This window comes from Leptolyngbya sp. AN10 (assembly GCF_050565645.1).
Taxonomy (GTDB): Bacteria; Cyanobacteriota; Cyanobacteriia; order Leptolyngbyales; family Leptolyngbyaceae; genus Leptolyngbya.
Genome location: NZ_JBNXVP010000012.1, coordinates 25,693 through 48,211, shown reverse-complemented (window position 1 = coordinate 48,211; position 22,519 = coordinate 25,693). Strand labels below are relative to the sequence as shown.

24 protein-coding genes are annotated in these 22,519 nt (G+C 47.6%); 10 read left to right on the top strand and 14 right to left on the bottom strand.

Annotated features, from left to right (window positions below; translation table 11 throughout):
* Positions 1–13: 13 nt before the first annotated feature.
* Positions 14–1,057, bottom strand: coding sequence for a polysaccharide pyruvyl transferase CsaB (gene csaB, locus ACQ4M5_RS18060; protein ID WP_430677047.1), 1,044 nt, complete (start codon positions 1,055–1,057; stop codon positions 14–16).
* Between the two features lie 141 nt (positions 1,058–1,198).
* A complete protein-coding gene (locus ACQ4M5_RS18055) occupies positions 1,199–1,756 on the bottom strand; it encodes a Uma2 family endonuclease (RefSeq protein ID WP_430677046.1) in 558 nt (185 codons plus the stop codon).
* A 96-nt stretch (positions 1,757–1,852) separates the two neighbouring features.
* On the opposite strand from ACQ4M5_RS18055, the gene ACQ4M5_RS18050 reads away from it, so the two are divergent.
* From ACQ4M5_RS18050 to ACQ4M5_RS18040, 3 genes are read left to right on the top strand one after another with little or no spacing between them, the layout of a single operon-like run.
* Positions 1,853–2,422, top strand: coding sequence for a Uma2 family endonuclease (locus tag ACQ4M5_RS18050; protein WP_430677045.1), 570 nt, complete (start codon positions 1,853–1,855; stop codon positions 2,420–2,422).
* Positions 2,423–2,474: 52 nt separating this feature from the next.
* A complete protein-coding gene (locus ACQ4M5_RS18045) occupies positions 2,475–2,780 on the top strand; it encodes a DUF2499 domain-containing protein (RefSeq protein WP_430677044.1) in 306 nt (101 codons plus the stop codon).
* Positions 2,777–3,103, top strand: coding sequence for a DUF3593 domain-containing protein (locus ACQ4M5_RS18040; protein ID WP_430677043.1), 327 nt, complete (start codon positions 2,777–2,779; stop codon positions 3,101–3,103). The genes ACQ4M5_RS18045 and ACQ4M5_RS18040 overlap by 4 nt, the downstream gene beginning before the upstream one ends.
* A gap of 67 nt (positions 3,104–3,170) precedes the next feature.
* Here ACQ4M5_RS18040 and glgP read toward each other — a convergent pair whose 3' ends face one another.
* The gene (glgP, locus tag ACQ4M5_RS18035; RefSeq protein WP_430677042.1) at positions 3,171–5,390 is read right to left on the bottom strand and encodes an alpha-glucan family phosphorylase; all 2,220 of its coding nucleotides are present in this window, start codon (positions 5,388–5,390) and stop codon (positions 3,171–3,173) included.
* A gap of 233 nt (positions 5,391–5,623) precedes the next feature.
* Positions 5,624–5,941 carry a helix-turn-helix domain-containing protein gene (locus ACQ4M5_RS18030; protein WP_430677040.1) on the bottom strand — a complete coding sequence of 106 codons (318 nt, stop codon included), beginning with the start codon at positions 5,939–5,941 and terminating at the stop codon, positions 5,624–5,626.
* Positions 5,942–6,320: 379 nt separating this feature from the next.
* Here ACQ4M5_RS18030 and ACQ4M5_RS18025 point away from each other — a divergent pair, with 379 nt between their 5' ends.
* Both ACQ4M5_RS18025 and ACQ4M5_RS18020 read left to right on the top strand, forming a co-directional pair.
* Positions 6,321–7,523 carry a M20 metallopeptidase family protein gene (locus tag ACQ4M5_RS18025; RefSeq protein WP_430677039.1) on the top strand — a complete coding sequence of 401 codons (1,203 nt, stop codon included), beginning with the start codon at positions 6,321–6,323 and terminating at the stop codon, positions 7,521–7,523.
* Between the two features lie 276 nt (positions 7,524–7,799).
* Positions 7,800–8,420 (top strand): superoxide dismutase, encoded by a 621-nt coding sequence (locus ACQ4M5_RS18020; RefSeq protein WP_430677038.1) that lies wholly within the window; start codon positions 7,800–7,802, stop codon positions 8,418–8,420.
* Between the two features lie 495 nt (positions 8,421–8,915).
* On the opposite strand, the gene ACQ4M5_RS18015 is transcribed toward ACQ4M5_RS18020, so the two are convergent.
* A complete protein-coding gene (locus tag ACQ4M5_RS18015) occupies positions 8,916–9,665 on the bottom strand; it encodes an SH3 domain-containing protein (protein ID WP_430677037.1) in 750 nt (249 codons plus the stop codon).
* 245 nt (positions 9,666–9,910) lie between these two features.
* Between ACQ4M5_RS18015 and petP the strand changes: the two genes are divergently transcribed.
* From petP to chlG, 3 genes are all read left to right on the top strand, one after another.
* Positions 9,911–10,165, top strand: a complete 255-nt coding sequence (gene petP / locus ACQ4M5_RS18010; protein WP_430677036.1) for a cytochrome b6f subunit PetP — start codon at positions 9,911–9,913, stop codon at positions 10,163–10,165.
* 72 nt (positions 10,166–10,237) lie between these two features.
* On the top strand, positions 10,238–11,335 hold the full coding sequence (locus tag ACQ4M5_RS18005) for a Get3/ArsA fold putative tail anchor-mediating ATPase NosAFP (RefSeq protein ID WP_430677035.1): 1,098 nt from the start codon (positions 10,238–10,240) through the stop codon (positions 11,333–11,335).
* Between the two features lie 7 nt (positions 11,336–11,342).
* A complete protein-coding gene (gene chlG / locus ACQ4M5_RS18000) occupies positions 11,343–12,335 on the top strand; it encodes a chlorophyll synthase ChlG (protein WP_430677034.1) in 993 nt (330 codons plus the stop codon).
* A gap of 225 nt (positions 12,336–12,560) precedes the next feature.
* On the opposite strand, the gene dacB is transcribed toward chlG, so the two are convergent.
* Both dacB and nadA read right to left on the bottom strand, forming a co-directional pair.
* A complete protein-coding gene (gene dacB, locus ACQ4M5_RS17995) occupies positions 12,561–13,895 on the bottom strand; it encodes a D-alanyl-D-alanine carboxypeptidase/D-alanyl-D-alanine endopeptidase (protein ID WP_430677033.1) in 1,335 nt (444 codons plus the stop codon).
* Between the two features lie 114 nt (positions 13,896–14,009).
* On the bottom strand, positions 14,010–14,969 hold the full coding sequence (nadA, locus tag ACQ4M5_RS17990) for a quinolinate synthase NadA (protein ID WP_430677032.1): 960 nt from the start codon (positions 14,967–14,969) through the stop codon (positions 14,010–14,012).
* Positions 14,970–15,773: 804 nt separating this feature from the next.
* Between nadA and ACQ4M5_RS17985 the strand changes: the two genes are divergently transcribed.
* Positions 15,774–16,235: a tRNA (cytidine(34)-2'-O)-methyltransferase gene (locus ACQ4M5_RS17985; RefSeq protein ID WP_430677031.1), complete on the top strand. Its 462-nt coding sequence runs from the start codon at positions 15,774–15,776 to the stop codon at positions 16,233–16,235.
* Between the two features lie 794 nt (positions 16,236–17,029).
* Positions 17,030–18,850, top strand: coding sequence for a peptidoglycan DD-metalloendopeptidase family protein (locus ACQ4M5_RS17980; protein ID WP_430677030.1), 1,821 nt, complete (start codon positions 17,030–17,032; stop codon positions 18,848–18,850).
* 340 nt (positions 18,851–19,190) lie between these two features.
* Here ACQ4M5_RS17980 and ACQ4M5_RS17975 read toward each other — a convergent pair whose 3' ends face one another.
* The 7 genes from ACQ4M5_RS17975 to ACQ4M5_RS17945 are packed head-to-tail and all read right to left on the bottom strand — an operon-like array spanning position 19,191 to position 22,408.
* Positions 19,191–19,382: a hypothetical protein gene (locus ACQ4M5_RS17975; RefSeq protein WP_430677029.1), complete on the bottom strand. Its 192-nt coding sequence runs from the start codon at positions 19,380–19,382 to the stop codon at positions 19,191–19,193.
* Entirely contained in the window at positions 19,379–19,705 is a 327-nt protein-coding gene (locus ACQ4M5_RS17970) for a hypothetical protein (RefSeq protein ID WP_430677028.1), read from the bottom strand. Before ACQ4M5_RS17970 ends, ACQ4M5_RS17975 begins: the two co-directional genes overlap by 4 nt.
* On the bottom strand, positions 19,692–19,847 hold the full coding sequence (locus ACQ4M5_RS17965; RefSeq protein WP_430677027.1) for a hypothetical protein: 156 nt from the start codon (positions 19,845–19,847) through the stop codon (positions 19,692–19,694). The genes ACQ4M5_RS17970 and ACQ4M5_RS17965 overlap by 14 nt, the downstream gene beginning before the upstream one ends.
* Positions 19,844–21,151 (bottom strand): hypothetical protein, encoded by a 1,308-nt coding sequence (locus ACQ4M5_RS17960; protein WP_430677026.1) that lies wholly within the window; start codon positions 21,149–21,151, stop codon positions 19,844–19,846. Before ACQ4M5_RS17960 ends, ACQ4M5_RS17965 begins: the two co-directional genes overlap by 4 nt.
* Complete coding sequence (locus ACQ4M5_RS17955) at positions 21,148–21,597, bottom strand: hypothetical protein (protein WP_430677025.1); 450 nt, start codon at positions 21,595–21,597, stop codon at positions 21,148–21,150. The genes ACQ4M5_RS17960 and ACQ4M5_RS17955 overlap by 4 nt, the downstream gene beginning before the upstream one ends.
* Complete coding sequence (locus tag ACQ4M5_RS17950; RefSeq protein ID WP_430677024.1) at positions 21,594–21,878, bottom strand: hypothetical protein; 285 nt, start codon at positions 21,876–21,878, stop codon at positions 21,594–21,596. The genes ACQ4M5_RS17955 and ACQ4M5_RS17950 overlap by 4 nt, the downstream gene beginning before the upstream one ends.
* Complete coding sequence (locus ACQ4M5_RS17945) at positions 21,878–22,408, bottom strand: hypothetical protein (RefSeq protein ID WP_430677023.1); 531 nt, start codon at positions 22,406–22,408, stop codon at positions 21,878–21,880. Before ACQ4M5_RS17945 ends, ACQ4M5_RS17950 begins: the two co-directional genes overlap by 1 nt.
* Positions 22,409–22,519 lie beyond the last annotated feature (111 nt).

Genomic DNA, 22,519 nt, shown 5'->3' with positions numbered 1-22,519 from the left:
CTTTTTATACTCCTCAAACATCCTCTAAGGCTTGTTCTAGTACTGCTTGATGGAACAATGCACGATCGATTAACGAATGAATTTGATCATCCGAAAGTGCATCTCCGTTTGCATATAAATCGATCCACATTCGACTCAACTCATTTGCATCTGTGGGCAAATCTGCGATCGCACCTCCTGCCATGTCCAGATCGCTCATGAGTTGAGTCACTTTCGGGTCATAGCTCAATCCAAAACAGCGACATCCTTCTGCGGCTGCCATGATTAGTCCATGAAGTCTCATCGCGATCGTCATTTCCACACCTCGAAACACACCTTTCAATTCTTGCGGTTGTTTGATTTGCAGAATGTGACTGGTTTCGGGTAATTGTTCGTGGAGTGACTGAGCGATCGCAAAATCCTGACTCGCTTGAAACGGAAGTAAGAGAATGCAAGTCTGAGTCGCTTTCTGAAAATTGACCAAAGCACGAGTAAAAACTTCTAAGCGTTCTGGAGTTAAATGACGGTGCGATCGCAAATTCACGGCAACTCTCGGAGCAGGTAAATTCCACAAGCCCTGGACTGGTGAGGATTCCATTGCCCAAACTGGATCAGGTGCGAGAGTGAACGGAATCTGCCAATCGTGGAGCAATGCAGCCGAAGCTCGATCGCGAACGCTAACTTGGGTGCAATGTTTGAACGTCGATCGCGTAAAAGATTTCACCCACGATCGTTTAAGCGGTCCAATTCCTTGTGCCCAAGCGATCGTTTTCAGTCCCATCATCTGAGCCAATCGCATCAACCCCCCGTAATAAATCGGATTCATTGCGCTGGTGGAGTCTTGCATCAAACTTCCGCCACCCCAAATAAACGCATCAGAAGTTCGGAGCGCATTTACGACCGCAGGCAGAAATTTACGATCGCACACTTCGACGTGATAGCGATCGCGGGTTTGAACGGGATCACCCGATAATACGATCGGCTCAACGTGATTCGGTAACATTTGCAGTAATGAAGCCAGTAACGCCTCATCGCCGCCATTCCCCATGCCATAGTAGCCACACAGAACTGCCCGCATAAGCGACGCTCGGAACCTCTAGAATTGAACAGGTGACATTAACTGTACTATGACGGCTCTATCAATTCCCACTTAGGCTATTCATATTTTTTCAAGAGCGACCCAGAAATAAAGTGAGCAATCGCGCTCATTATGAAACATCTAAACTGTAATCAATCGACGAACATTGACTTGAATATTCGGAAAAGAGAGCAGAGTAATCACACCTTCTGTTAGTACCATTTTTGATTGATACTCTCCATCTTCTGGATCACGAAACACAATCAGTTGCTTGTCTTTCAGGTTGATCACCCAATATTGAGCAATACCAACTTCTGCATAAATCTTGCTTTTAATTCCTAAATCTTTGGTCAGGCTTGACTGCGAATACTCAATAATCCAGAATACATTTTCAGGATAAGGATGATGCTCTAGATAAACTTGATCCAGCGGTTGAACGATCGCAATATCCGGTTCTGGCTCAGAATGATTCGGCAGTGTAATGGGCTTTGCTTCTCGCACATAAGCCAACTCCGGAAGCTCTAACAATTGTCGAAGATAACGAGCCGCTCGATCGCTGTAGTAGGCATGAGGAGTTCCTTCAGGTGACATCAGTACCAATTCCCCTCTCAATAATTCGACAGCTTGATTCTCAAATACGCCAGCTTCTACGGCTCGGTGATAACGGTCGATCTCCCACCGATAAGTTGCGATCGTCATCTGAATTACCCCGCATTGCTGTAATGCCCAGACACTAAGTTCATTCTACTATAGTGAAATATCTCAAATTAGCAGCAACTTGAGGAATTGACGATCGTGCAAACTTCTGAAAAAACGCTAACGCTGGCAGAGTTTTTGCAGCTTCCAGAAACCAAGCCTGCGACTGAATATATCGAAGGTCAATTGATACAGAAACCCATGCCGCAAGGAAAGCACAGCAAGCTACAGGGAAAACTCGTCACAGAGATCAATCGCGTTGCTGAATCAGAACAGATTGCGTTAGCGCTTCCAGAATTACGCTGCACCTTTGGCAATCGATCGATTGTTCCTGATATTGCCGTCTTTACCTGGGGTCGAATTCCCTTAGATGAAGAGGGAGATATTGCAAATGCGTTCAATGCTGCTCCTGATTGGACAATTGAGATTCTTTCCCCAGATCAGAATCAGTCAAAAGTGACCGCAAACATTTTGCATTGTCTCAAGTTTGGCTCTCAAATGGGATGGTTGATTGACCCAAAGATGAAATCAATTTTTGCTTATCCATCCGGTCAACAACCAGAGTTCCTTCAAGAGTCAGAACAGTTACTTCCGGTCCCTGCTTTTATGTCAGCCTTGCAAATAACCGTGGGTGATTTGTTTAACTGGCTGAAACTTGGAAATTCATAGACTAGCGATCGCGCAGACCTTCTAGAATTGAACGAGTGTCTTTCACTCTACTATGACGGCTCTCTCAATTCCCACTTGGATTATCCATATTTCTAGCGTGATTGAATGGATTGCGGCGATTTGGCTGATTTGGCGCTATGCGGATATTAGCGGCGATCGAGTTTGGCGATCGCTTTCATTCGGAATGCTTCCTGCGCTTGTCAGTGCGATGTGTGCCTGTACCTGGCATTTCTTCGATAATCCGCCTGCGCTCGATTGGCTCGTGACGCTTCAAGCCGCGATGACAGTCGTGGGAAATTGTACTTGCTGTGCGGCGGGCTGGTGGATTTGGCGTTCTAGAGAAAAGATTGAATCATGATTTCTAAAGAAACTTTATTTGCAATCTCGTTGTTTCCGTATTTGGGATTTTTGTGGTTTTTAACGCGATCGCAAAAAACCCCGCGTCTTGCTTTGATTGGTTTCTACATGACACTTGTATTTGTAGCGATTACGATTCCTGCGGGAATCTATGCTCAAGTGCATTATGGGAAACAATTAGCAGATGTAGATTGGCTTCATGGCAGCGCAGAATCGTTTCTCACGCTGTCGAATATTCTAGTCGTTCTTGGATTTCGGCAAGCGATTCTTGGGACGAATCAGCCTGCTAATTCTGTTAAGGATAATGCAGAATCAAAAGCTTAATCTAAAAAAACCGCCCAACTCCAAACATTCAAGGAATTGAGCGGGCTAGATTTGAGTGATTAGTACCCTAACTTTGTGGCACTTTCGCCAAAGTTAGTGGCACATTCGACTTAACACCTGGAGCATACACTTGAGCCACATAATCCGCGATCATGCGATGCGTATTAAATGCGGGGCAGTTGGTCTTAATCGAGGCTTTCATCATCTGAATCCAACCATGTGGCACACCATTTTCATCCTGGTCATAGTAGAGCGGGATGATTTGGTTTTCCAACAGATCATACAGTGAATCAGAGTCGATCTTGTCCTGTAATGCTTGATCGCTGGTGTGAGCATCTTCCCCGATCGCCCAACCATTCAACGGTTTTCCATTGGCATCGGTTAAGTAGCCTTCACACCACCAACCATCCAGCACACTACAGTTCAGCCCACCATTGAAGCAGACTTTCTGACCACTGGTTCCCGAAGCTTCCAAAGGTCTGCGGGGATTGTTCAGCCAGACATCAACTCCTTGCACCAATTTACGGGCGGTGTGCATATCGTAGTCTTCGATGAATGCAACGCGATCGCGAACATTTGAATGAGTCTTACACCATTCCATAATTCGCTGAATGATCCGTTTGCCTTCTTCGTCAGCAGGGTGAGCTTTACCAGAGAAGATAATCTGAACTGGACGCTCATCATTGCTAAAGATTTGAAGTGCTTTCTCAACATTTCTTAGCAACAGATCGCCCCGCTTGTAAGGGCTGAATCGACGAGCAAAGCCGATCGTTAGAATCTTCGGATCAAGCAAATGATCGGTTGCTTGGATCAAGCTCCAATCTTCGTTCCGATTTTGTCGGGAGATTCTCACTTTCTGGCGAGTATGAGCCACTAACCGTTCTTTGAGAATTTGATGTCTCCACCAAATTTCCTCGTCAGGTGCGTTGTCGATCTTCGCCCAAGTTTGGGGATCAAGTACTTTCGTTGTCCAGTCTTCACCCAGATACTTGCGGTATAGATCCGCCATCATTGCAGAAGTCCAAGTCGAAGCATGAACCCCATTCGTGATGTACCCGATCGGCACATTGTCTTCGCTCTTTTCAGGATAGAGAACGGTCCACATTTTGCGCGACACTTCGCCGTGTAGTTCACTCACGCCATTTGCCGATCGACATAATCTTAATGCCAACACGGTCATGCCAAACGGCTCCCAGGGATCGCCCAATCGACGTGCGCCCAGTGCAAGGAACTGTTCGCGAGACAGTCCTAATTCTCCCCAGTACTTGGCGAAGAACGAATCCATCAAATCGGCTGAGAACACGTCATGACCTGCGGGAACAGGCGTATGAGTCGTGAACACACAGCGATCGCGGACTGGTTTTTCAATGTCATAGAAAGATTTACCCGTCTTCTGAATCTCTTGGCGACAGACTTCGAGCAAACAGAATGCGGCGTGTCCTTCGTTCAAGTGATAGACCGAGGGTTCAATTCCAACCGTTTTAAGTGCCCGAACGCCACCGATACCAAGAATCACTTCTTGAGCAATCCGAGTCTCTTGATTACCGCCATACAAGTGACCTGTCAGCCAGCGATCGATGGGATCATTGTCTTCTCGATCGGTATCCATCAAGAACAAGCTGACTCGTCCGACTTGCGCTTTCCAAACTTGAACTTTGACATTGCGATGCCGCACCAGCACTTCAAACACGAGGGGCTGACCATTCGCATCCGTCAACAATTGCAGCGGTAAATGCTCAAATGGATTGTTGATGTAATAGTCTTCTTGCCAACCGCTTTGGTTTAGTTTTTGACGAAAATAACCTTGGCGATAGAGCAATCCAACTGCAACCAGCGGAACACCCAAATCAGAAGCTGATTTCAGATGATCCCCAGCTAGAATGCCGAGACCACCAGAATAGATTTGCAAGGATTCGTGTAGTCCGAATTCTGCACAGAAATAGGCGATTGGGTGATCCCGTGTAATCTGAGGAGCAATGCGGCTCGACCACGTATCGGTTGAATTTACATATTGGTTAAATTGTTCGGCAAGGTCTTTGAGCCGACTCATGTAGTTCGGTTCAGAAGCCAATTGCGTTAAACGATCGAAGCTGATCGTTTCCAGTAGTGCGATCGGATTGTGCCCGCAGCGTTCCCATTCATCGGGATTGATCGACTGAAAGAGCGAAATCATATCCGGATTCCAGCACCACCAATAGTTATAGGCGATTTCCGCCAGAGGCTTAAGGGCTTGGGGTAAACGCGCACTCAGTCTGTCAGCCGGATTGACAGTTGAAGTATAGGTCATAGGTTGAAGATCTCTTTGCTTTTCTTAAACAATGAATTCTGAGAATTCCGGGGGCTTGATGCTGTAGCTTGTCTGATTCCCAGAAAAACCGAATCCGCCCAAAAATCGAACTCATAAGTGGACAGAGCGTATCCTAACGTTCAAAGCGCGATCGGTGTTCTGGATCGTAAGCCGTATTACATCAGACCTGTCTTATCGTTTTCTAGCACTATTTAACGATGGATAACGCAGAATTACAGATTGTCTTCAGGCGGATCGGATGAAGGTTGCGAAGATTGACGTTCGAGATACAAATCGATAAAGTCTTCCGCAGCAGTGCTATTGATTTCTCGCAACGCTTTGATCATGTGCGTGACGGCTTCAGCCAGGGGATCACTGATTTCGTTGACCCACTGATGCACAGTCGATCGATTGATTCCCATTGTGACCGCCAATCGGTTTTGGCTGATCCCATAGGTCGAGAGTACTTGTCGTAGTGCCTTTCCTGCTTTTCCCATGTCGAGATTTTGGCAAAGCGAATCGCGTTCGTAAATGGTTGTAAATAGCAACATCAGTCGAATCACGTAGCCTCGAATGGCGAGATCGTTACTGCGCTTTGCTTGGAGAATGACGTGGAGAAGCGTTGCGGTTACAGACTGAGAACGGCGATCGAGACATTTATGATCGCATCCGTTTCATGTCAGAAAGAATGCCAATTTGATTTACTAATCTTGTTTGTAAGACTGGTCTAGTTGCTCAAAATTCTTATCTGAATACCTGTAGCAATCTTCAGTATTAAGGCAATTAAAAATCGCAGTTCAGATGGTTCTAATTGCTCTGATAATTTTCCCGCTGTTTGCCAAATTTGCGATAGTGGAGATCTCACAAGATGAATTCAGAGAAAATCTTTGGGATCACACAATAGATTGCCGCATTGCAAAGGTTCTAATTATGGTTTCAACGTTTCTTAGTTCGCCATCGGTTGATTTATCGCAGATTCGATTGGAGATACGATCGCTTCAAGCCCAACTCGTGACATGGCGCAGACAGATTCATCAATTTCCAGAACTTGGCTTTCGAGAAGAGTTAACGGCGGAATTTATTACTGAAAAACTGCGACAGTGGCAGATTCCGCACGAAACCGGAATTGCAAAAACCGGAATTGTTGCCACGATCGAGGGAAATCGTCCGGGTCGGGTGTTGGCAATTCGAGCCGATATGGACGCGCTCCCGATTCAAGAGCAAAATGATGTGCCGTATAAGTCGCAGCATGATGGATTGATGCACGCTTGTGGACATGATGGGCACGTGACGATCGCCCTTGGAACCGCATATTACTTATCTCAGCATCGAGATTTTTCGGGAACGGTGAAATTTATTTTTCAGCCTGCCGAAGAAGGTCCTGGAGGCGCGAAACCGATGATCGAAGCAGGGGTTTTGAAAAATCCTGATGTTGATGCCATTATCGGGTTGCATTTGTGGAATAACCTGCCACTTGGAACGGTTGGCGTTCGCACTGGGGCATTAATGGCGGCAGTGGAAACGTTTGAGTTAGTGATTCTCGGCAAAGGTGGACATGGCGCGATTCCACAACAAACGATCGATTCAATCGTCGTCGGTTCTCAAATTGTGAACGCGCTCCAAACGATCGTGGCTCGAAATGTTGATCCGATCGAATCTGCGGTTGTCACTGTCGGCGCATTTCACGCGGGTAATGCTTGTAATGTAATTGCCGCCTCAGCACGTCTTAAAGGCACTGTGCGCTATTTCAATCCGAATTATGCGGGATATTTCAAACAGCGGATTGAGCAGATTGTAGCGGGCATTTGTCAGGCACATGGAGCGACGTATGAATTGAATTATCAATCGTTGTATCCGCCCGTGATTAATGATGGCGCGATCGCAGATTTAGTGCGATCGGTGGCAGAAACCGTCGTCGAATCTCCGCTAGGTGTGGTTCCAAATTGTCAAACAATGGGCGGCGAAGATATGTCCTTTTTCTTGCAGGAAGTTCCAGGATGCTACTTCTTTCTGGGTTCTGCTAACTCGCGGATTGGACTCGATTTTCCGCATCATCATCCCAGGTTTGATTTTGATGAAACTGCGCTCGGTATGGGGGTAGAGATTTTTGTTCGGTGCGTGGAACGGAATTAGAACGAGCACTGGGGGCGGAAAGCCCCTTTTTTATTGCCTTTCTTTTAATGAGAATAAAAGTCAGTAATTTAAGCCCAAGTGTAGAGAAAGAATTTTCTAGATTTTTCCAGTATTGAAAAAGCATTAGGACAGCGCGATCGAGCCGTTCAATTCGGTTTTTGTACGGTTAGCACTAATGCAAGTCAAACTCAGTCTGACTATGATTTAAGAATCAAAGCTGAAACGACACACCAGCGAACAAGTTTTCTTGACAACACATTTAGGAGATTTTTTCTCATGGCTTTTGAATTGAAACCGCTGCCTTATGGATATGACGCTCTAGAGCCGTACATTGATGCGACCACGATGCAGCTTCACCACGACAAGCACCATGCGGCTTACGTGAATAATCTGAATGCTGCGATCGACAAATACAGCGATCTGCAAAGCAAGTCGGTTGAAGAACTCGTCACCAGCCTCGACCAAGTGCCTGAAGATGTTCGGGCTGCGGTTCGCAATAATGCAGGCGGTCACGTGAATCACACCATGTTCTGGGAAATTATGGGACCGAATGGCGGCGGCGAACCAAATGGTGCGATCTCCGAAGCAATTAATAGTTCCTTTGGTAGCTTTGATGCCTTTAAGCAGCAATTTAATGAGGCAGGCACAAAGCGCTTCGGTAGCGGTTGGGTTTGGTTAGTCCGCTCTAGTCAAGGCGATCTTAAAGTCGTTTCCACCCCGAACCAAGATAACCCGCTCACAGAAGGACACACCCCGATCTTTGGAAACGATGTCTGGGAACACGCCTACTATTTGAAATATCAGAACCGTCGTCCGGAATATCTCAATGCTTGGTGGAATGTCTTGAACTGGGAAGAAATTAATCGCCGCTTCGATGCTGCAATGAGCGGAAACTAGGATAGCTGTGATCAGAATCACAGACTTGTGTGATCTCGATCACTCAAGGTATCATTAACCACAGACATACTGTAGAAGACTCAACTTTAGCCGAGTCATCAACAGGGAACACACGACTGGCCGACAGATTTCTCAGGAAGACTGTCGGTTTTTATTATTTAAATTGCGGTTCGTGCGAGATAGCAAATAAGACATTACAGAGGGTGTAGGGTGCGTCTGTCTAGAATCTTGGGTCGATGATGGTTTGTCGCTGCGATTGAGTCCGCCCGGAGATAAACGCTCCGGGCTAATGGAAGAAAGGAGGCTGAAGCCCCCTCAGATTGCGGTTTCAGCCCACTTCAGTGGGGTTCCCTCCATTAGCCCGGAGATTCATTTCCGGGCGGAATTGCGGGTTAACGAACACACCAAAATTTACAAATCCCACACTTTCCCAACAACAATGCCAGCCGCTCCAAAAACGACTGGCACATTCCGCTGTTATTCATGCCAAAGGCTCTATTGCATTGCTTTATTTGTCGTGAAATGGTGCATTCGAGTCGCCTTCTTCACGATCGGTGCTAATTTCTCTCGCCAGTGCCGAATATCCGGATAATCCGTTGCAATCACAATAACGTCACCCCACCGTCTTTGCTCTTGGGCTGCAAGTGCATTCTTATATTTTGCTTTTGCCTGATTCCAGGTTTGCGGCATTGTTCTCAGAGCAATTCGAGCAGGTTCATACGCTGCGCTGTCTGCTGAAATCGATCGCAATAACACGATCGCACCTGTCAAATTGCCGCTCTGATATTTAGAAATTGCCTCTCGATAAAGCTGAGTGCCAGGTTCATTGGGAAGCGTGGCTAACACGGGATCACTCACCTGCTTTCGAGTCAATGTTGCAGCGGGTGGATCGCCTTCACAAGTTCTGAGTGTCCGCCTTTCGTATACCCAGCCAACTGTCGGAGCCGTGATTCTCAGCCAACCATCTTGTTCTCCGACTACAGTGAGCACTTCCCCATTATTCAGTGCTCCAACAATATTTCCCGATCGATCATTCGGCGCTTGTCGCACATTCAAGGGCGGTTGATCATCGAACACGATTGTTGTACAACGGTTCGCTTGAATCAATTGCGCGGACTCTGCACGTTTCACCATCGATCGAGGATGACTCAGCGCATACACGGTTCCTACAAGCGTTACGGTTGCGGTGAGACACGCCCCAACTCGTAGAGGAGATCTCAAAAAAGTTTTCACATTAACCGACATGGTGATGCCTCACGCTGATCCTGTTCAGGGCTAATTTAGGCAATAGTCAAGGAAGCTTCAAATTTCTGTACTTCCGTCGTTACTTCTGTAGCTTGCCCTAATGTTCCCGCCTTTGCGTTCAGAACTCCTAACAATACTGATAGAGTCAGCGTTTCAAATTCATCGTGTTCTTACACTTGACAGTTTAATTGGGGGCTGACCGATGAGGGGGATCACCCCACGTTTGGCGAGTTCTGGCTTGACCTGTGCTTAATACGCTGCAACATTCTGGTACACTTCAGGATGGTCAAGTAGCAGAAATGGTAATGGAAATCGGTCAAAAAGTTCGCGTTCGTCGGTTGCGCGATCGCGTCCCTCAAGAAGTGGTTAAAAAGCTCGGTGCGATCGGTGTGATTCGCCAGTTCAAAGTGGTGGATGGGCAAGGGGTCGGAATGCTAGTTCAGTTTGATGATAAGTATTCCACTTGGTTTTTTGAGGACGAACTCGAACAGTACGAGTAATCGGTCGATACCATAGGGGAGTTGGGACTTATTTTTTGGGTTCTGACTCCTCTCAATGATCGGATATTGGATATGGCTTTTATATTGACGTTTTTGGGTAAGGGCGGCACTGGACGAACGACGATCGCGATCGCAGCCGCGAAGAAGTTGGCGAACCAGGGTAAGCGCGTGTTGCTGGTCGGACAAGATTCGAGTCCGGCATTTAGTTTGGCATTGGGAAGTTCTATTGGTGCTGATCCCCAAGAGATTTCACCGAATTTAAGCGCGGTTCAGCTTCAAACTGCGACTTTATTAGAGCGCAGTTGGGAAGATGTGAAAAAGCTGGAGGCGCAATATCTTCGATCGCCGTTCTTCAAAAATGTGTTCGGTCAGGAATTGGGCATTTTTCCTGGATTGGATCAATTGCTGGCGTTGAATGCGCTGCGAGAATTTAATCAAAGTAATCGGTATGATGCGATCGTGTATGACGGAACGGGCGATCAAAATACGCTGCGAATGATCGGAACCGCTGAAGTGGCAAGCTGGTACATTCGTCGTTTCCGCCAACTGTTTATTGATTCGGATCTAGGCAGAACGATCTCGCCATTTATTCAACCTGTGGCGGCGGCTGTTTTCAATAACGTCAATTTCATGGGCGATAACTTTGCTCAACCGACCGGACAAGTGAATGACTTGTTAGAGCAAGGCAAACGGGCGGTGAATGATCCGAAACAAATGGCGGCGTATTTGGTCACAACGGATGATGAAAGCTCGATCGCTTCGGCAAAATATCTTTGGGGCAGTGCTCAACAAGTTGGATTAACCGTGGCAGGCGTTGTTTTGAATCGATCGACGGATTCTGCTGCACTCGGTGAAACGTTCCAGCCGCTAAATGTTTCGACGGTTCCCACTCAACCTGTGAATGATTGGCAACCAATGATTGATGCTTTGCCAGACTTCGATCGAACCTCTGAAGCACCTCGCCCGATCGCGGTCAATGTAGCCGAAAGGAAAGTAAGCTTATTCTTACCAGGATTTGATAAGAAGCAAGTCAAGCTCAGTCAAAACGGCGCAGAAATCACGATCGAAGCAGGCGACCAGCGACGAAACATTGACTTGCCTGCGGCACTGCGGGGACAACCTGTAACAGGCGCAAAATTCCAAGACGGTTATCTCATTATTTCTTTCTAACCTTTTTATGACAGATTCTCCTGACCTGACAACGACCCCCGACGCAGAGAATCGCTCTGCTAAAACTCGTCAGCTTCTTGGTATGAAAGGGGCTGATGTCAAAGAGTCCTCAATTTGGAAGATTCGACTGCAACTGATGAAGCCGATTACTTGGATTCCGCTGATGTGGGGAATCTTGTGCGGTGCGGCTTCATCGGGTAACTATCACTGGGTTTTAGAAGATGTGCTGAAATCTGCGGCTTGTATGCTGTTGGCAGGTCCTTTGCTGACAGGTTACACGCAGATTTTGAATGATTACTACGATCGAGAAATTGACGCGATCAATGAACCCTATCGTCCGATTCCCTCTGGTGCAATTTCTCTACCGCAAGTGGTCACTCAGATTTGGTTGCTGCTTTTTAGTGGAATTGGTTTAGCGTATGTGCTCGATCGCTGGGCAGGACATGAATTTCCGACGATTACCGTTTTGGCGATCGTGGGTTCATTCTTGTCTTATATCTATTCCGCGCCACCTTTGAAGCTGAAACAAAATGGTTGGCTTGGCTGTTATGCGCTCGGTGCAAGCTATATCGCGATTCCGTGGTGGACAGGTCATGCGCTATTTGGAGAGTTGAATCCGACGATTATTGTACTGACGCTGTTCTATAGTTTTTCGGGACTGGGAATTGCGATCGTCAATGATTTCAAGAGTGTAGAAGGCGATAAAGCATTGGGCTTAAAATCTTTGCCTGTGATGTTTGGTGTTTCTACAGCGGCTTGGATTTGTGTGGCGATGATCGATGTATTTCAAGGTGGCGTTGCGGCTTATCTGATGTCGATCGGTCAAAATCTCTATGCAACGTTATTGATCTTGCTGATTATTCCGCAGATTACATTCCAGGATATGTATTTCTTGCGCGATCCGATTCAGAACGATGTCAAATATCAAGCCAGTGCTCAACCGTTTTTAGTGTTTGGAATGCTTGTGACCGCATTAGCACTTGGACATGCTGGTGTGTAATGCAGTCAAATAATGTGTTTTAGCCCTTCGATTTGAAGGGCTTTTTTATTGTGGAAACTACGATCGAGCTTCTATAGCAGTAGAAGTTTAGATTAGGACATCCTCGAAGTTGCCCCCAAACCCCCAATTCTGGGGGCTTAAGACTCTTGCTCCCCCAAACTTGGGGGTTGGGGGGCTTGCTAGAAGTGTCCTAACTAAAGTAGATACTGCTATACGATCGAGCTTCTAACAATTCTGCAATCGCGTCAGTGCCACGACCAAACTATCTACCGAAGCTCGAACGGTCGAAGCAGGAGTGCCAGAATTCACCAAGATACTAAAGACGATCGGCGAATAATTTCGCGGAGTCACATACCCCGATAGTGCCACTACACCCGAAATTGTTCCGGTCTTGGCGAACACAATTCCTTGCGCGGGTGTTCCCTGAAATCGACTGCTCAAAGTGCCGCTCGTGCCTGCAACCGGAAGCGATCGACGAAACGTTGCTGCATCAGGTCTCAGTGCCATCGCTTGCAGAGTTTGCACAAACGCTTCTGCACTGGCTCGATTGCTGGCAGCGAGTCCTGAACCATCGACCATCCGGAATCGATTCGGATTCACGCCTAATTCGGTGAGAATCGATCGAACGGCTGCAACTCCGCTGGTGGTTGTGTCTAAACTGTTCGGATCTTGCAAACGCCCCAAGGTTTTCAACAAGGCTTCGGCGTAGGCATTATCACTATCTCGATTGGTGGCAAGAATCAAAGTCGATAAAGGTGGTGAACTGATAGAAGCCAATTCAACTTCTCCGGCAGGTGCAGGAGTTCGTTTTACAAGTGTCGAATTTTTCACCTGAATGCCTGCACTTGATAACCGACTGCGAAACTCTCCTACAAAATAGTTGCCTGGATTCGAGATCGCATAAGAGTAAGTGCTGTTCTGATTCAGCATCAAACTATTAATCAGCGGCGCATAAGGTTCACCCCGATGATTGGGATTCCAATTCGGATTAAATTCGGCTCCTCGAAATGCCGTGTCATCTCCGATCAGTTGATTGACCTGCCGAATTCCACGCTGTCGGAGTTGTTGCGTCAGGGAATTTAACTGAGCCGTTCCAAAACTGGGATCACCTTGACCAATGACTCGCAGCGTTACTAAGTCTGGAGTGTTGCTATTTCCAAATACAGGAGTGCGAATTTGGTACTGTGCACCCAATTTAGTTAATGCAGCAGCGGTTGTAAAAATCTTGTTATTCGAGGCGGGCGCGAGTTGGGTGAATGGATTGCGAGCGTACAAGTTCCGTCTAGCACCGGGAGCACCCTGAGTTTGAACCAATACACTCCAATTTGCGGGTAAGCGATCGACAATTTGATCCAATCGACTGCCCAATTGTGCGGGACAAATTCCACCATTGGCGGGAGCTTGGGTCGGACGGGCGGGAGTCGTTGTACGAGGCGGGAATGGAAGCGGAGTAGGCTGAGTGCGAGGGGGGAGGGGAAGCGGAGTTTGAGCGTGAACTGCGAGCGTTTGAACTGCAATCGACCAAGCAAGCGAGGCGCAAATCAGCGGAGCGAACTTCATAAGAGACAAATTTCCGGGTGACATTTCCTACGGCATTGACTACAACACCATGAAATTTGTTGCACGATCGATCCGCAAAACACCCCAGTCGATCGTGCAAGAAATCGCTGATAATTATACGCTCATGGAAAGCATTTTCTGAATCGGACGCAGTGCTGCAATTCGAGTTGATTCTGGCAAGGTGATCTCAGGCGATCGGTGTTTCATTGCCAGATATAACTTTTCGAGCGTGTTTAATCGCATATGCGGGCATTCATTACAAGCACAATTATTTAGCGGTGGAGCCGGAATGAACTGCTTATCAGGTGCGGCTTTCTGCATTTGGTGGATGATGCCGGGTTCCGTCACCACGATAAAAGATCGTCGATCGCTTTTCTGACAGTATTTGAGCAATGCAGTCGTTGACCCAATGTAATCAGCATGACGTAGAACGGCTTCCTCACATTCTGGATGGGCGATCACTTCTGCTTCGGGATGCTGAATTTTCAACTGCACCATCTTCTTTTCAGAGAAAGTTTCGTGTACGATGCAACTTCCCTGCCATAGCACCATCTCGCGTCCGGTTTGCTCCATCACATATTTACCGAGATTGCGATCGGGCGCGAAGATAATCGGCTGATCCGCAGGAATTTGATTCACAATTTTGACCGCGTTGGCGCTCGTGCAAATGATGTCACTCATTGCTTTGATGTCTGCGGTGCAATTTATGTAAGAAATTACCAAATGATCTGGGTACTTCGTCTTAAATTGAGCAAATTCACTCGGAGGGCAACTATCCGCAAGTGAGCATCCTGCGTCTAAATCTGGCAATAAAACGAGTTTGTCTGGATTGAGAATTTTCGCGGTTTCCGCCATAAAATGAACGCCTGCAAAAACGATCACATCCGCATTCGTTTGAGCGGCTTGTTGCGACAGACCTAGTGAGTCTCCGAGATAATCAGCAACATCTTGGATATCCGGGTCTTGGTAATAATGCGCCAAAATCACCGCATTCAATTCGCGTTTGAGATCTGCGATCGCGCTAAATAAGTCGCGTGGCAGTGTAGGTTTTGTCGGAGCAGCAGTCGTAAACATAGCGCGATCGGTTCAGTAGAGAGTCTCAATAATTATAGTTCAAATTACCAAAAAGAAAAGCGTTGTTTTGGATATTTTTACCAAGACCAAAAGGAGGCGCGATTTTTAGACTGCACCTCATATCTGTCTTAAAAATATGTGTCTTAAAACCTTGCACCCTGCTAAGAGGGTGTTTGAAAAGTATAAAAAGCGGCTTTGCTGCGTTGCCAGTCCGCCCGGAAATGAATCTCCGGGCTAATGGAAGAAACCCCGCTGAAGCGGGCTAAGAGAGTAATGCGGAGTTCTTAGCCCAGTTTAGTGGGCTTCCCCTGATTAGCCCGGAGATTCATTTCCGGGCGGGTGAATGCGATCAACGATTACTTTTCAAACACCCTCTAAGAACACACATGAGCGATCGAAATCGCATCAAACGACTCCATCACACCCAAATTTTCCCCGAACAAAGTAATCTCAAACTTGCCAAACTCAGCCCAACCTGACAAAACTGCTCTTCAACTCAAATCATCCCCTTCACTAACTCTTCGCAAAACTCGTTAAAATCTTCATCTCCGCCATTTGTCCAAACTTTTTCCGCCAATCTTCTGACCTAACTCATAAACATCCACAGTTTACGCCCCTGGGAGATAAAGAATTGATGACAAAAATTGATTTCCTCTCTCACTTTAGGTAGACGCTCGAAAGTAATTAGAATATCTAATGCTTCATCACCCCTTTTCAATCATTAAGAAATTGTATATAAGCAGCATTACGCAAACTTTCCCATACGGTAATCTTTCGCTGACCTCTCTCTCTTTTGTTGACTCCATGCCTAAAGTTGTTCTTGTTCATCCTCAAATTCCTCCCAATACCGGAAATATTGCCCGGACTTGCGCTGCTACCTGCACCGAACTACATCTTGTCGCACCGCTCGGATTTGAAATCAGCGATCGCTATCTCAAACGTGCAGGTCTCGACTACTGGGAATTCGTCCCGCTCAAAATTCATGACTCGATCGCAGACTTTAAAGCCCATTCCGACTCAGAAGGCGGACGCTGGATCGGCTTCAGCGCCAAAGCGACTCAGAATTTTACCCAAATCGAATATCAGGACAATGACTGGCTTTTATTTGGCAGCGAAACCGATGGACTGCCTGAAGACGTGATGCAAATTTGTCCCGTTCTTGCCTACATTCCGATCGACCAACCCAAAGTTCGCGGCTACAATCTCTCCGTCAGTGCCGCCCTTGGACTCTTTGAAGCTCGTCGTCAACTCGGATACCTCAGCTAATTATCTATATATATAGACATCTGGAAATGAAATCGCGATCGGCGTTTTATTCCGCCATTTAACGCACGATCGCGGTTAATTTTCAAATTAGCAAGGCGCAGATCCGCTATCAGGAATTAGTGATTTGAAACACTAAATCTCGAATTTTCGATAAGAAATTCATATCAAAAAAATTATTCTTCGCGCCCGTAATTTTGCGGATTTTTTATCAAATCAATTTAATCGATCGGCAGGCAAATCAGCAGTTCAACTCTTTGATAACTGGGGATTTCAGCAATTCCTATCAGAGCGCTAAGAAAAACAAATCGCAACTGCCTACATAAAATCACGGTTGAGCGATGGTATGGTTTACATTACCTTCTTGTCATCAAATACGAACAAGAAACATCTTGACTAAAATCTCGAATTTGTTCTAAAAGATTTCAGTCAGATCCATCCGCAAGGATTACCCTGTTCACAGTCGTGAAACCGCACATGAATCTGTTGAATTGCTTCACTCATCGCCTGATTGCTCAAGATTTTCAAAATCTAGTTCAACCCTGTGGTGACTTACAATTCAGCCGATCCAGTCCGCATTCACGAGTTGACAGCCACTCAGACAATCTGCTATCGATTTCTTCGGATAGATACGGAAAGACTGAGCCGATTTTCCAAAAGTCGGAAAGTAGGGTAGTCTTGCTTGGGGATCATCGCTAACTCAGTTAAATTGTCTGATTAAAACTTAATCGAGTGACTGGCACCAAGTTTCGGACTCGATGACAGTTAAATGCTGCACACTTTAGGAGGTCGTTTTTTTGAAACGAACAGTTCCGCAAGACCCAAATTCTGTTCCTTTTAGCGTACTCGACTCTGAGAGTACGGAGGAACACCCCCGGCAGATCACACCAGAGGCAAATCGAACCGTTCGCACCTCTGCTGCCATGCTCGGAATCGCATTTTCAGTCGGCGCTTATGGATTAGCCGCTCCTCAACAAGCGGAAGCTGCCACGCCCACTGAACCCGCGACATCTGACCTGACACCTAGCACGACGACCTCAGCGGATGCTCCCCAGGTTTCTGAACCGACCGCCGCTGTCCCGACTGCCACTCACGCAGTCCAGGAAGGTCAAACACTCTGGAAGATCGCAGAACTTTACGGCATTGATGTAGCAAGGCTGGCTAACCTAAACGGTTTGCAGACCACCAGCGTTCTCTCGGTCGGTCAAGTCTTGCAAGTCCCCGCTACGAATCGAACTGCGATTAGCGGTATGCCGATTCAGTCGCTGCCCAATCTCAAAGCGGTTCCGGTAATTCCACCGCAGGTGAGTAAACCGGAAAGCGTTCCTTCAGTGGTCGTCACGCGGAAGCAATCTGCTCTGGAAGGACTCAGACAGAATCGCGATCGATTAAAGCAGAGTTTGGCGGAGTTGAAGTCTGAGGAGACGGCAAAATCCCAATCGACCCCGGTGCAGGTTGCAACCCTGCCCCAGTCGAATACGTCGAGCCTCATCACTTATCGAGTGAATCCAGGTGAAACCCTGTCCTCGATCGCCCAGGCACACGGCATTTCAGCCCGCGAACTAGCAGAACTGAACCGGCTTAGCAACCCGAACTTGGTGCAAGCAAATCAGTTCATTAGAGTTCCGCAAAAAATTGCTCAGGCACTTCCTCAACCTGCGGCAACCTCCGAATCTCAAGCTCCGACTGCGGCGGCTGTTCAAGTGCCAACGGTTCCGAGCCTTGCCTCGACTCAAAATCCAGTCCCTCCGAATGCTCCGCTGGCAGTGGGTGGTGATGCTCGTCAATTCGCCTTCGCAAACCCTGCTCGGAATCGCCCTTCGGAATCACGATCGACAGAGGTTCGTCGCAGCGATGACCAATACGTGAACACGCTGCTGTCAGAAATCTCGCGCCTACGGGAACGGTATCAGTCTTCTCGATCGACTCCTCGCGAGACCCCTAAAGTTTCAACCACTGAAGCGCCCTCGCGTCGCGTCAATCCGCAGTTCAGACCTAGCGCTCCCGTAGCTGCTCTCCGCACCGAGAGTCGAAGTGTTCCAACCGCTGCGGGTCAAACTCGGTTAGAGCGACTGCTGGCAGATGCTCCAAAGCCGAAAACTCAAGTGATCGCGGCGGCTCCAGCGAGATCTGAATCGTATGCACCGATTCTGCGTTCTCCAGTCGGCAAAACGGTTTCCCCGAATCTGCCTTCTCTCGGTCGTCCCGATTCTTACATGCCAGGACAACGATTCAACGGCTATATCTGGCCCGCAAAAGGTGTTCTAACTTCTCCCTACGGTTGGCGCTGGGGACGGATGCATAAAGGTATCGACATTGCGGCTCCGGTTGGAACCCCGATCATGGCAGCGGCTCCTGGTAAAGTTGTCACCGCAGGCTGGAATGATGGTGGTTACGGTAAGCTCGTCGAAGTCGAACATGCAGATGGCAGTGTGACGCTCTACGCTCACAACAACCGCATCTTGGTTCGAGTCGGTCAGCAGGTTCGCCAAGGTCAGCAAATCGCTGAAATGGGTAGCACCGGATTTAGTACCGGACCGCATTCGCACTTTGAGGTGCATTTGCCGGGTCGTGGTGCTGTGAATCCGATGGCAGTCTTGCCCCAATCTCGCAGCTAATTAATTCAAAATGGGGAAGATGATTCATCTTCCCCATTTTTTGTCGCCAGACGTAATTTATCGCCACTATGCCGCGAGAAAACCAAATTTAGAATTACCAGAATTTTGATGGGGTAGAAGGTTTTTTCTTCTACCCCATATTTATAGTTCTGAATAGTTGAAACTGATGGCTCAGGCGAGATTTGAACTTGCGACCTTGGGCTTATGAGTTCTTATACCAAGTCCGCACGTAGAGGTTACAAAATTAACGGTGTTAGCACCAAAACGATCAGCACAAACACTGCTATCAACGAAAGCGCGATCGCACTTCCAACCACGATCAAAAAATCGCGCTGTGCATTCATGAGGCGATCGCATTCCACGCAGCAGTCAGATCGGCGCTGGACTCAAAATTTGAGGCGATTTGCTTTAGCGCCGTCGCTTGCTCTTTCAGGCTGATCGGATTGTCTGCAAGCTCGTTCAGTCCTTGCAGCAATCCCAACACAGCGTAGTAAACCGTACAGACATTTTCCGGGTTGTTCAATTCATTCATGGCTCAAAGCTCTCAAACTCTTTCTGTAGAACGTTCTCAATTCGCCTCACACGAGATTCGAGTTTTTCATACTCTGAGCGCGATCGCGTACTGAAATGCTCGAATTTCTCCCGCATTCCGTTAAATCCAAGCGTGAGCGAATCTTGTAGATGCTCTAAGCGCAAATCGTTCATACTGCGCTCGTAATTCGATGCAGCAATTTGCGATCGTAAATCTGACTGCATCGTTGCCACTGCGTTGCCCAGTTTCCAAATAAAGATGAGCGTGGCTGCGATCGACGAGACGATCGTGATTAAACCTATTGCAATCTCAAGTTTGCTCATAAGTTGGAAGGGTTAAAGAAAACATTTCATCGCGCTTAGATTTGGGAACGAACACATAGAGCCAAATCAGGAAGCCAATCAAAAACAGAGTTGCAGGTGGAACCAAGAAGCATCGAATCAGAAAAAGCTTGAACTTGTTCATAGCGCAGAAAGTTTGATGATTTGACCATTGGTTAAGGCATCGTGAAAGATTGCCACTCCCTGAGCTTGCACATTGTTGGCAAGACTCGGCTGATTAATAATTCCATTCCACATCCAAAAAAGCTTCCAAAAGCCAGTTTGGTTAATAGCTCCCGCATTCGAGCGACTAGCAACCAAAATGCCATCGACAAAAACCGAAATTCCATTCGGTCCAGTTCTTGCCACAAAAGTGTGGGGCAATCCATCGTTAAAGCTTGCTGTACTCGTCGCTGCCACTACACTGCCATTGAAGTTAAACACCTCCACTCGACCGTCCGGATACATAAAGAACTGACGATCAAAGCTTGCATTGTTGAACTCAGAACTAGCTCCAAAGTGGCAGAACGGCACAAAGCTATTGCCCGGAGTGATTCGCGCTCGAACCACGATCGTGTAGTTCTGCGGTGCTGTGTAGGACTGACTCAGCGCGATTCTACCACCGTTGAAACGAGTCGATAGCGCAGCCGCGTCACTGGTAAGCAGTGAGGGTTGTGACTGTTGATAAGTCCCACTGATTGCGCCAACGATTGCCCCGGTGCGATTTCTGATCTCCGTCGTTGTGTCATTGAGCGGCACGATAACCACGGGGACAAGCGCATCAAGATAATCGAAGTAGGGCGATCGATCTGAGGGATTCAGACTCGCAACCGCTTGGCTAATCTGTTGCAAAGCGGTGGTTTGAGATGCTTGGCTATTGACGATCGATAGAATGTTCGCGGCAATTTGTGGATCAAGTTCCACGTCGATCGAGTTGAGCGCTTGCAAAATCTCGATTTGCCGAGTCTGCAACTGACTGAGAGCCGTGTTTTGAGATGCTTGGCTATTGACGATCGATTGAATGTTCGCGGCAATTTGCGGGTCAAATTCCACGTCGATCGATTGCAGTTGCTCTAGAATTTCCGCCTGTCCCATCAGCACAGGCAACAGATCAATCGTTCCCCCGCCGCCAGGTCCGCCCAAGTCGATCGGCAATGAGGAAACCTCAATCCGGACCTCAAATGGTGCGGTAGAAGTGGGAGATTTCAGCGCGAGTGCCCGTTTTGTGAACACGAGCGGAGATGAAAACTCCAGAATTTGAGCAAACGGAGTCGCCATAATCTGACGCTCATCGCTCCAGTTTTCTAAGTCCGGCTCAACCTGGGCGATCGCCACCGGAACACCCGCTGTTGAGAAAGTCAATCGCACATAACCCAAATTTAAGGGAATTGGAGATGTGAACTGCCATTCTGGAGTGATTTGAATTGTGGCGATCGTGTTCCAAGTCATACCAATAGCTGTACCTGCGTTTGCAGTTCTCGAATCAAGTCTTCAGTACTGTTGCTTTCAGCGCCCATGTATTCATAGAGCGTGAGTTCAATTTCATCAAACCACCACGGACACGAAAACTTAAGCTGGTAAGTGGTTGAGAATTTAGGAAAGATGAGCAATCTTGCTCCGTTACACGGCAACGAATAGCTACCGAGTGCGGTTTGCTGGAATCCATCCATGCCGCAATTAATTAACGGCGTGAGTGTTCCACCTTTGCGCCAAGTGTCTTTCGCAAACTGACTGTATGTTTTAGCAGCGAGAATGCGCGATTCTGCCTGGATAGGTAGAACAGTTGCAGGAATAATGGTGCGCTCACGCGGCTTGATCTGCTGAGTGACAAATTTGTGCTGATACAACTGCCGCCAGTTCGTGCTATTTGCGGGATCGATGATTAGTCGGCTCATAGGTAGGGCGGCAGTAGAATCAGCGTGTCTGCATCTTCTAGAACCACTTGCTGATCGATCACAGCATCGATGTTGTCTTCGACAATGCCCCAGTACTCGTGGGGATTGACTCCAAACTGAGCCAAACAGTCTTCGAGTTCATCGATCGTCGCATCCCCACGCATAAAGCGCTCGGTGAGGCGCTGAATGGTAAAGTGGGCATTGATTTCAGCTTCAATGTCGGCAAGATTGTGATCAGGCGTAAGTGCCAAATCAGTCAGAAGTGGTTCTAGAACGTGCATTAGACCTTCTCTTCGATCAAACTGAAACTCAAGTTAGTCGATGAACCTTTTGCTTGCACAACAATTTCGTTGAACGCATCCACCATTGTGTCAGTGCCATCTTTGCGACCAAACGGAATCGATGCGCTCTCGGTGTTGTACTTCAGGTACTTCAATCCGGTCAGCTTGGAAGTCGCTGCAACTCCAGTTTGGCTCGATTGCTGACGACGAACCACGCGAGCAGGGCGGTAACTGCTCATCTTGATCGGGGTGTTTGTGCCCAGCGTCGGCGTAACGCGGCTGTTTGCCTGACTCAAGCCACTAAACAAATTCCAGGACGGCTGGAGAGCAGAAGCCTGAATTTTGACCGTTGTGCCCAACGGTAAGCCAAACGGATCAAGATAGAGCTTGATTTGTGCGGGACGGTTGCCTTTTGTTCCAATGCCCTCGCCTTGAGTTGCAAGACCTTGTAGAAACTGAAGATAGCGATCGCGAGCTGTCTGCCCGCGCAAACCGCGTAAAACCAGTGAAAATCTGGGTGCTGTTGACATACGTTGTAGAAGAAGTTGAGGTTAAGTAGCCGTGTGATGAGCATGCGCCAAATTTAGCCAACCAAAAACACCATTACGAGTTTCTGGAAAGGTTCAACCTTTCCTAGCAAT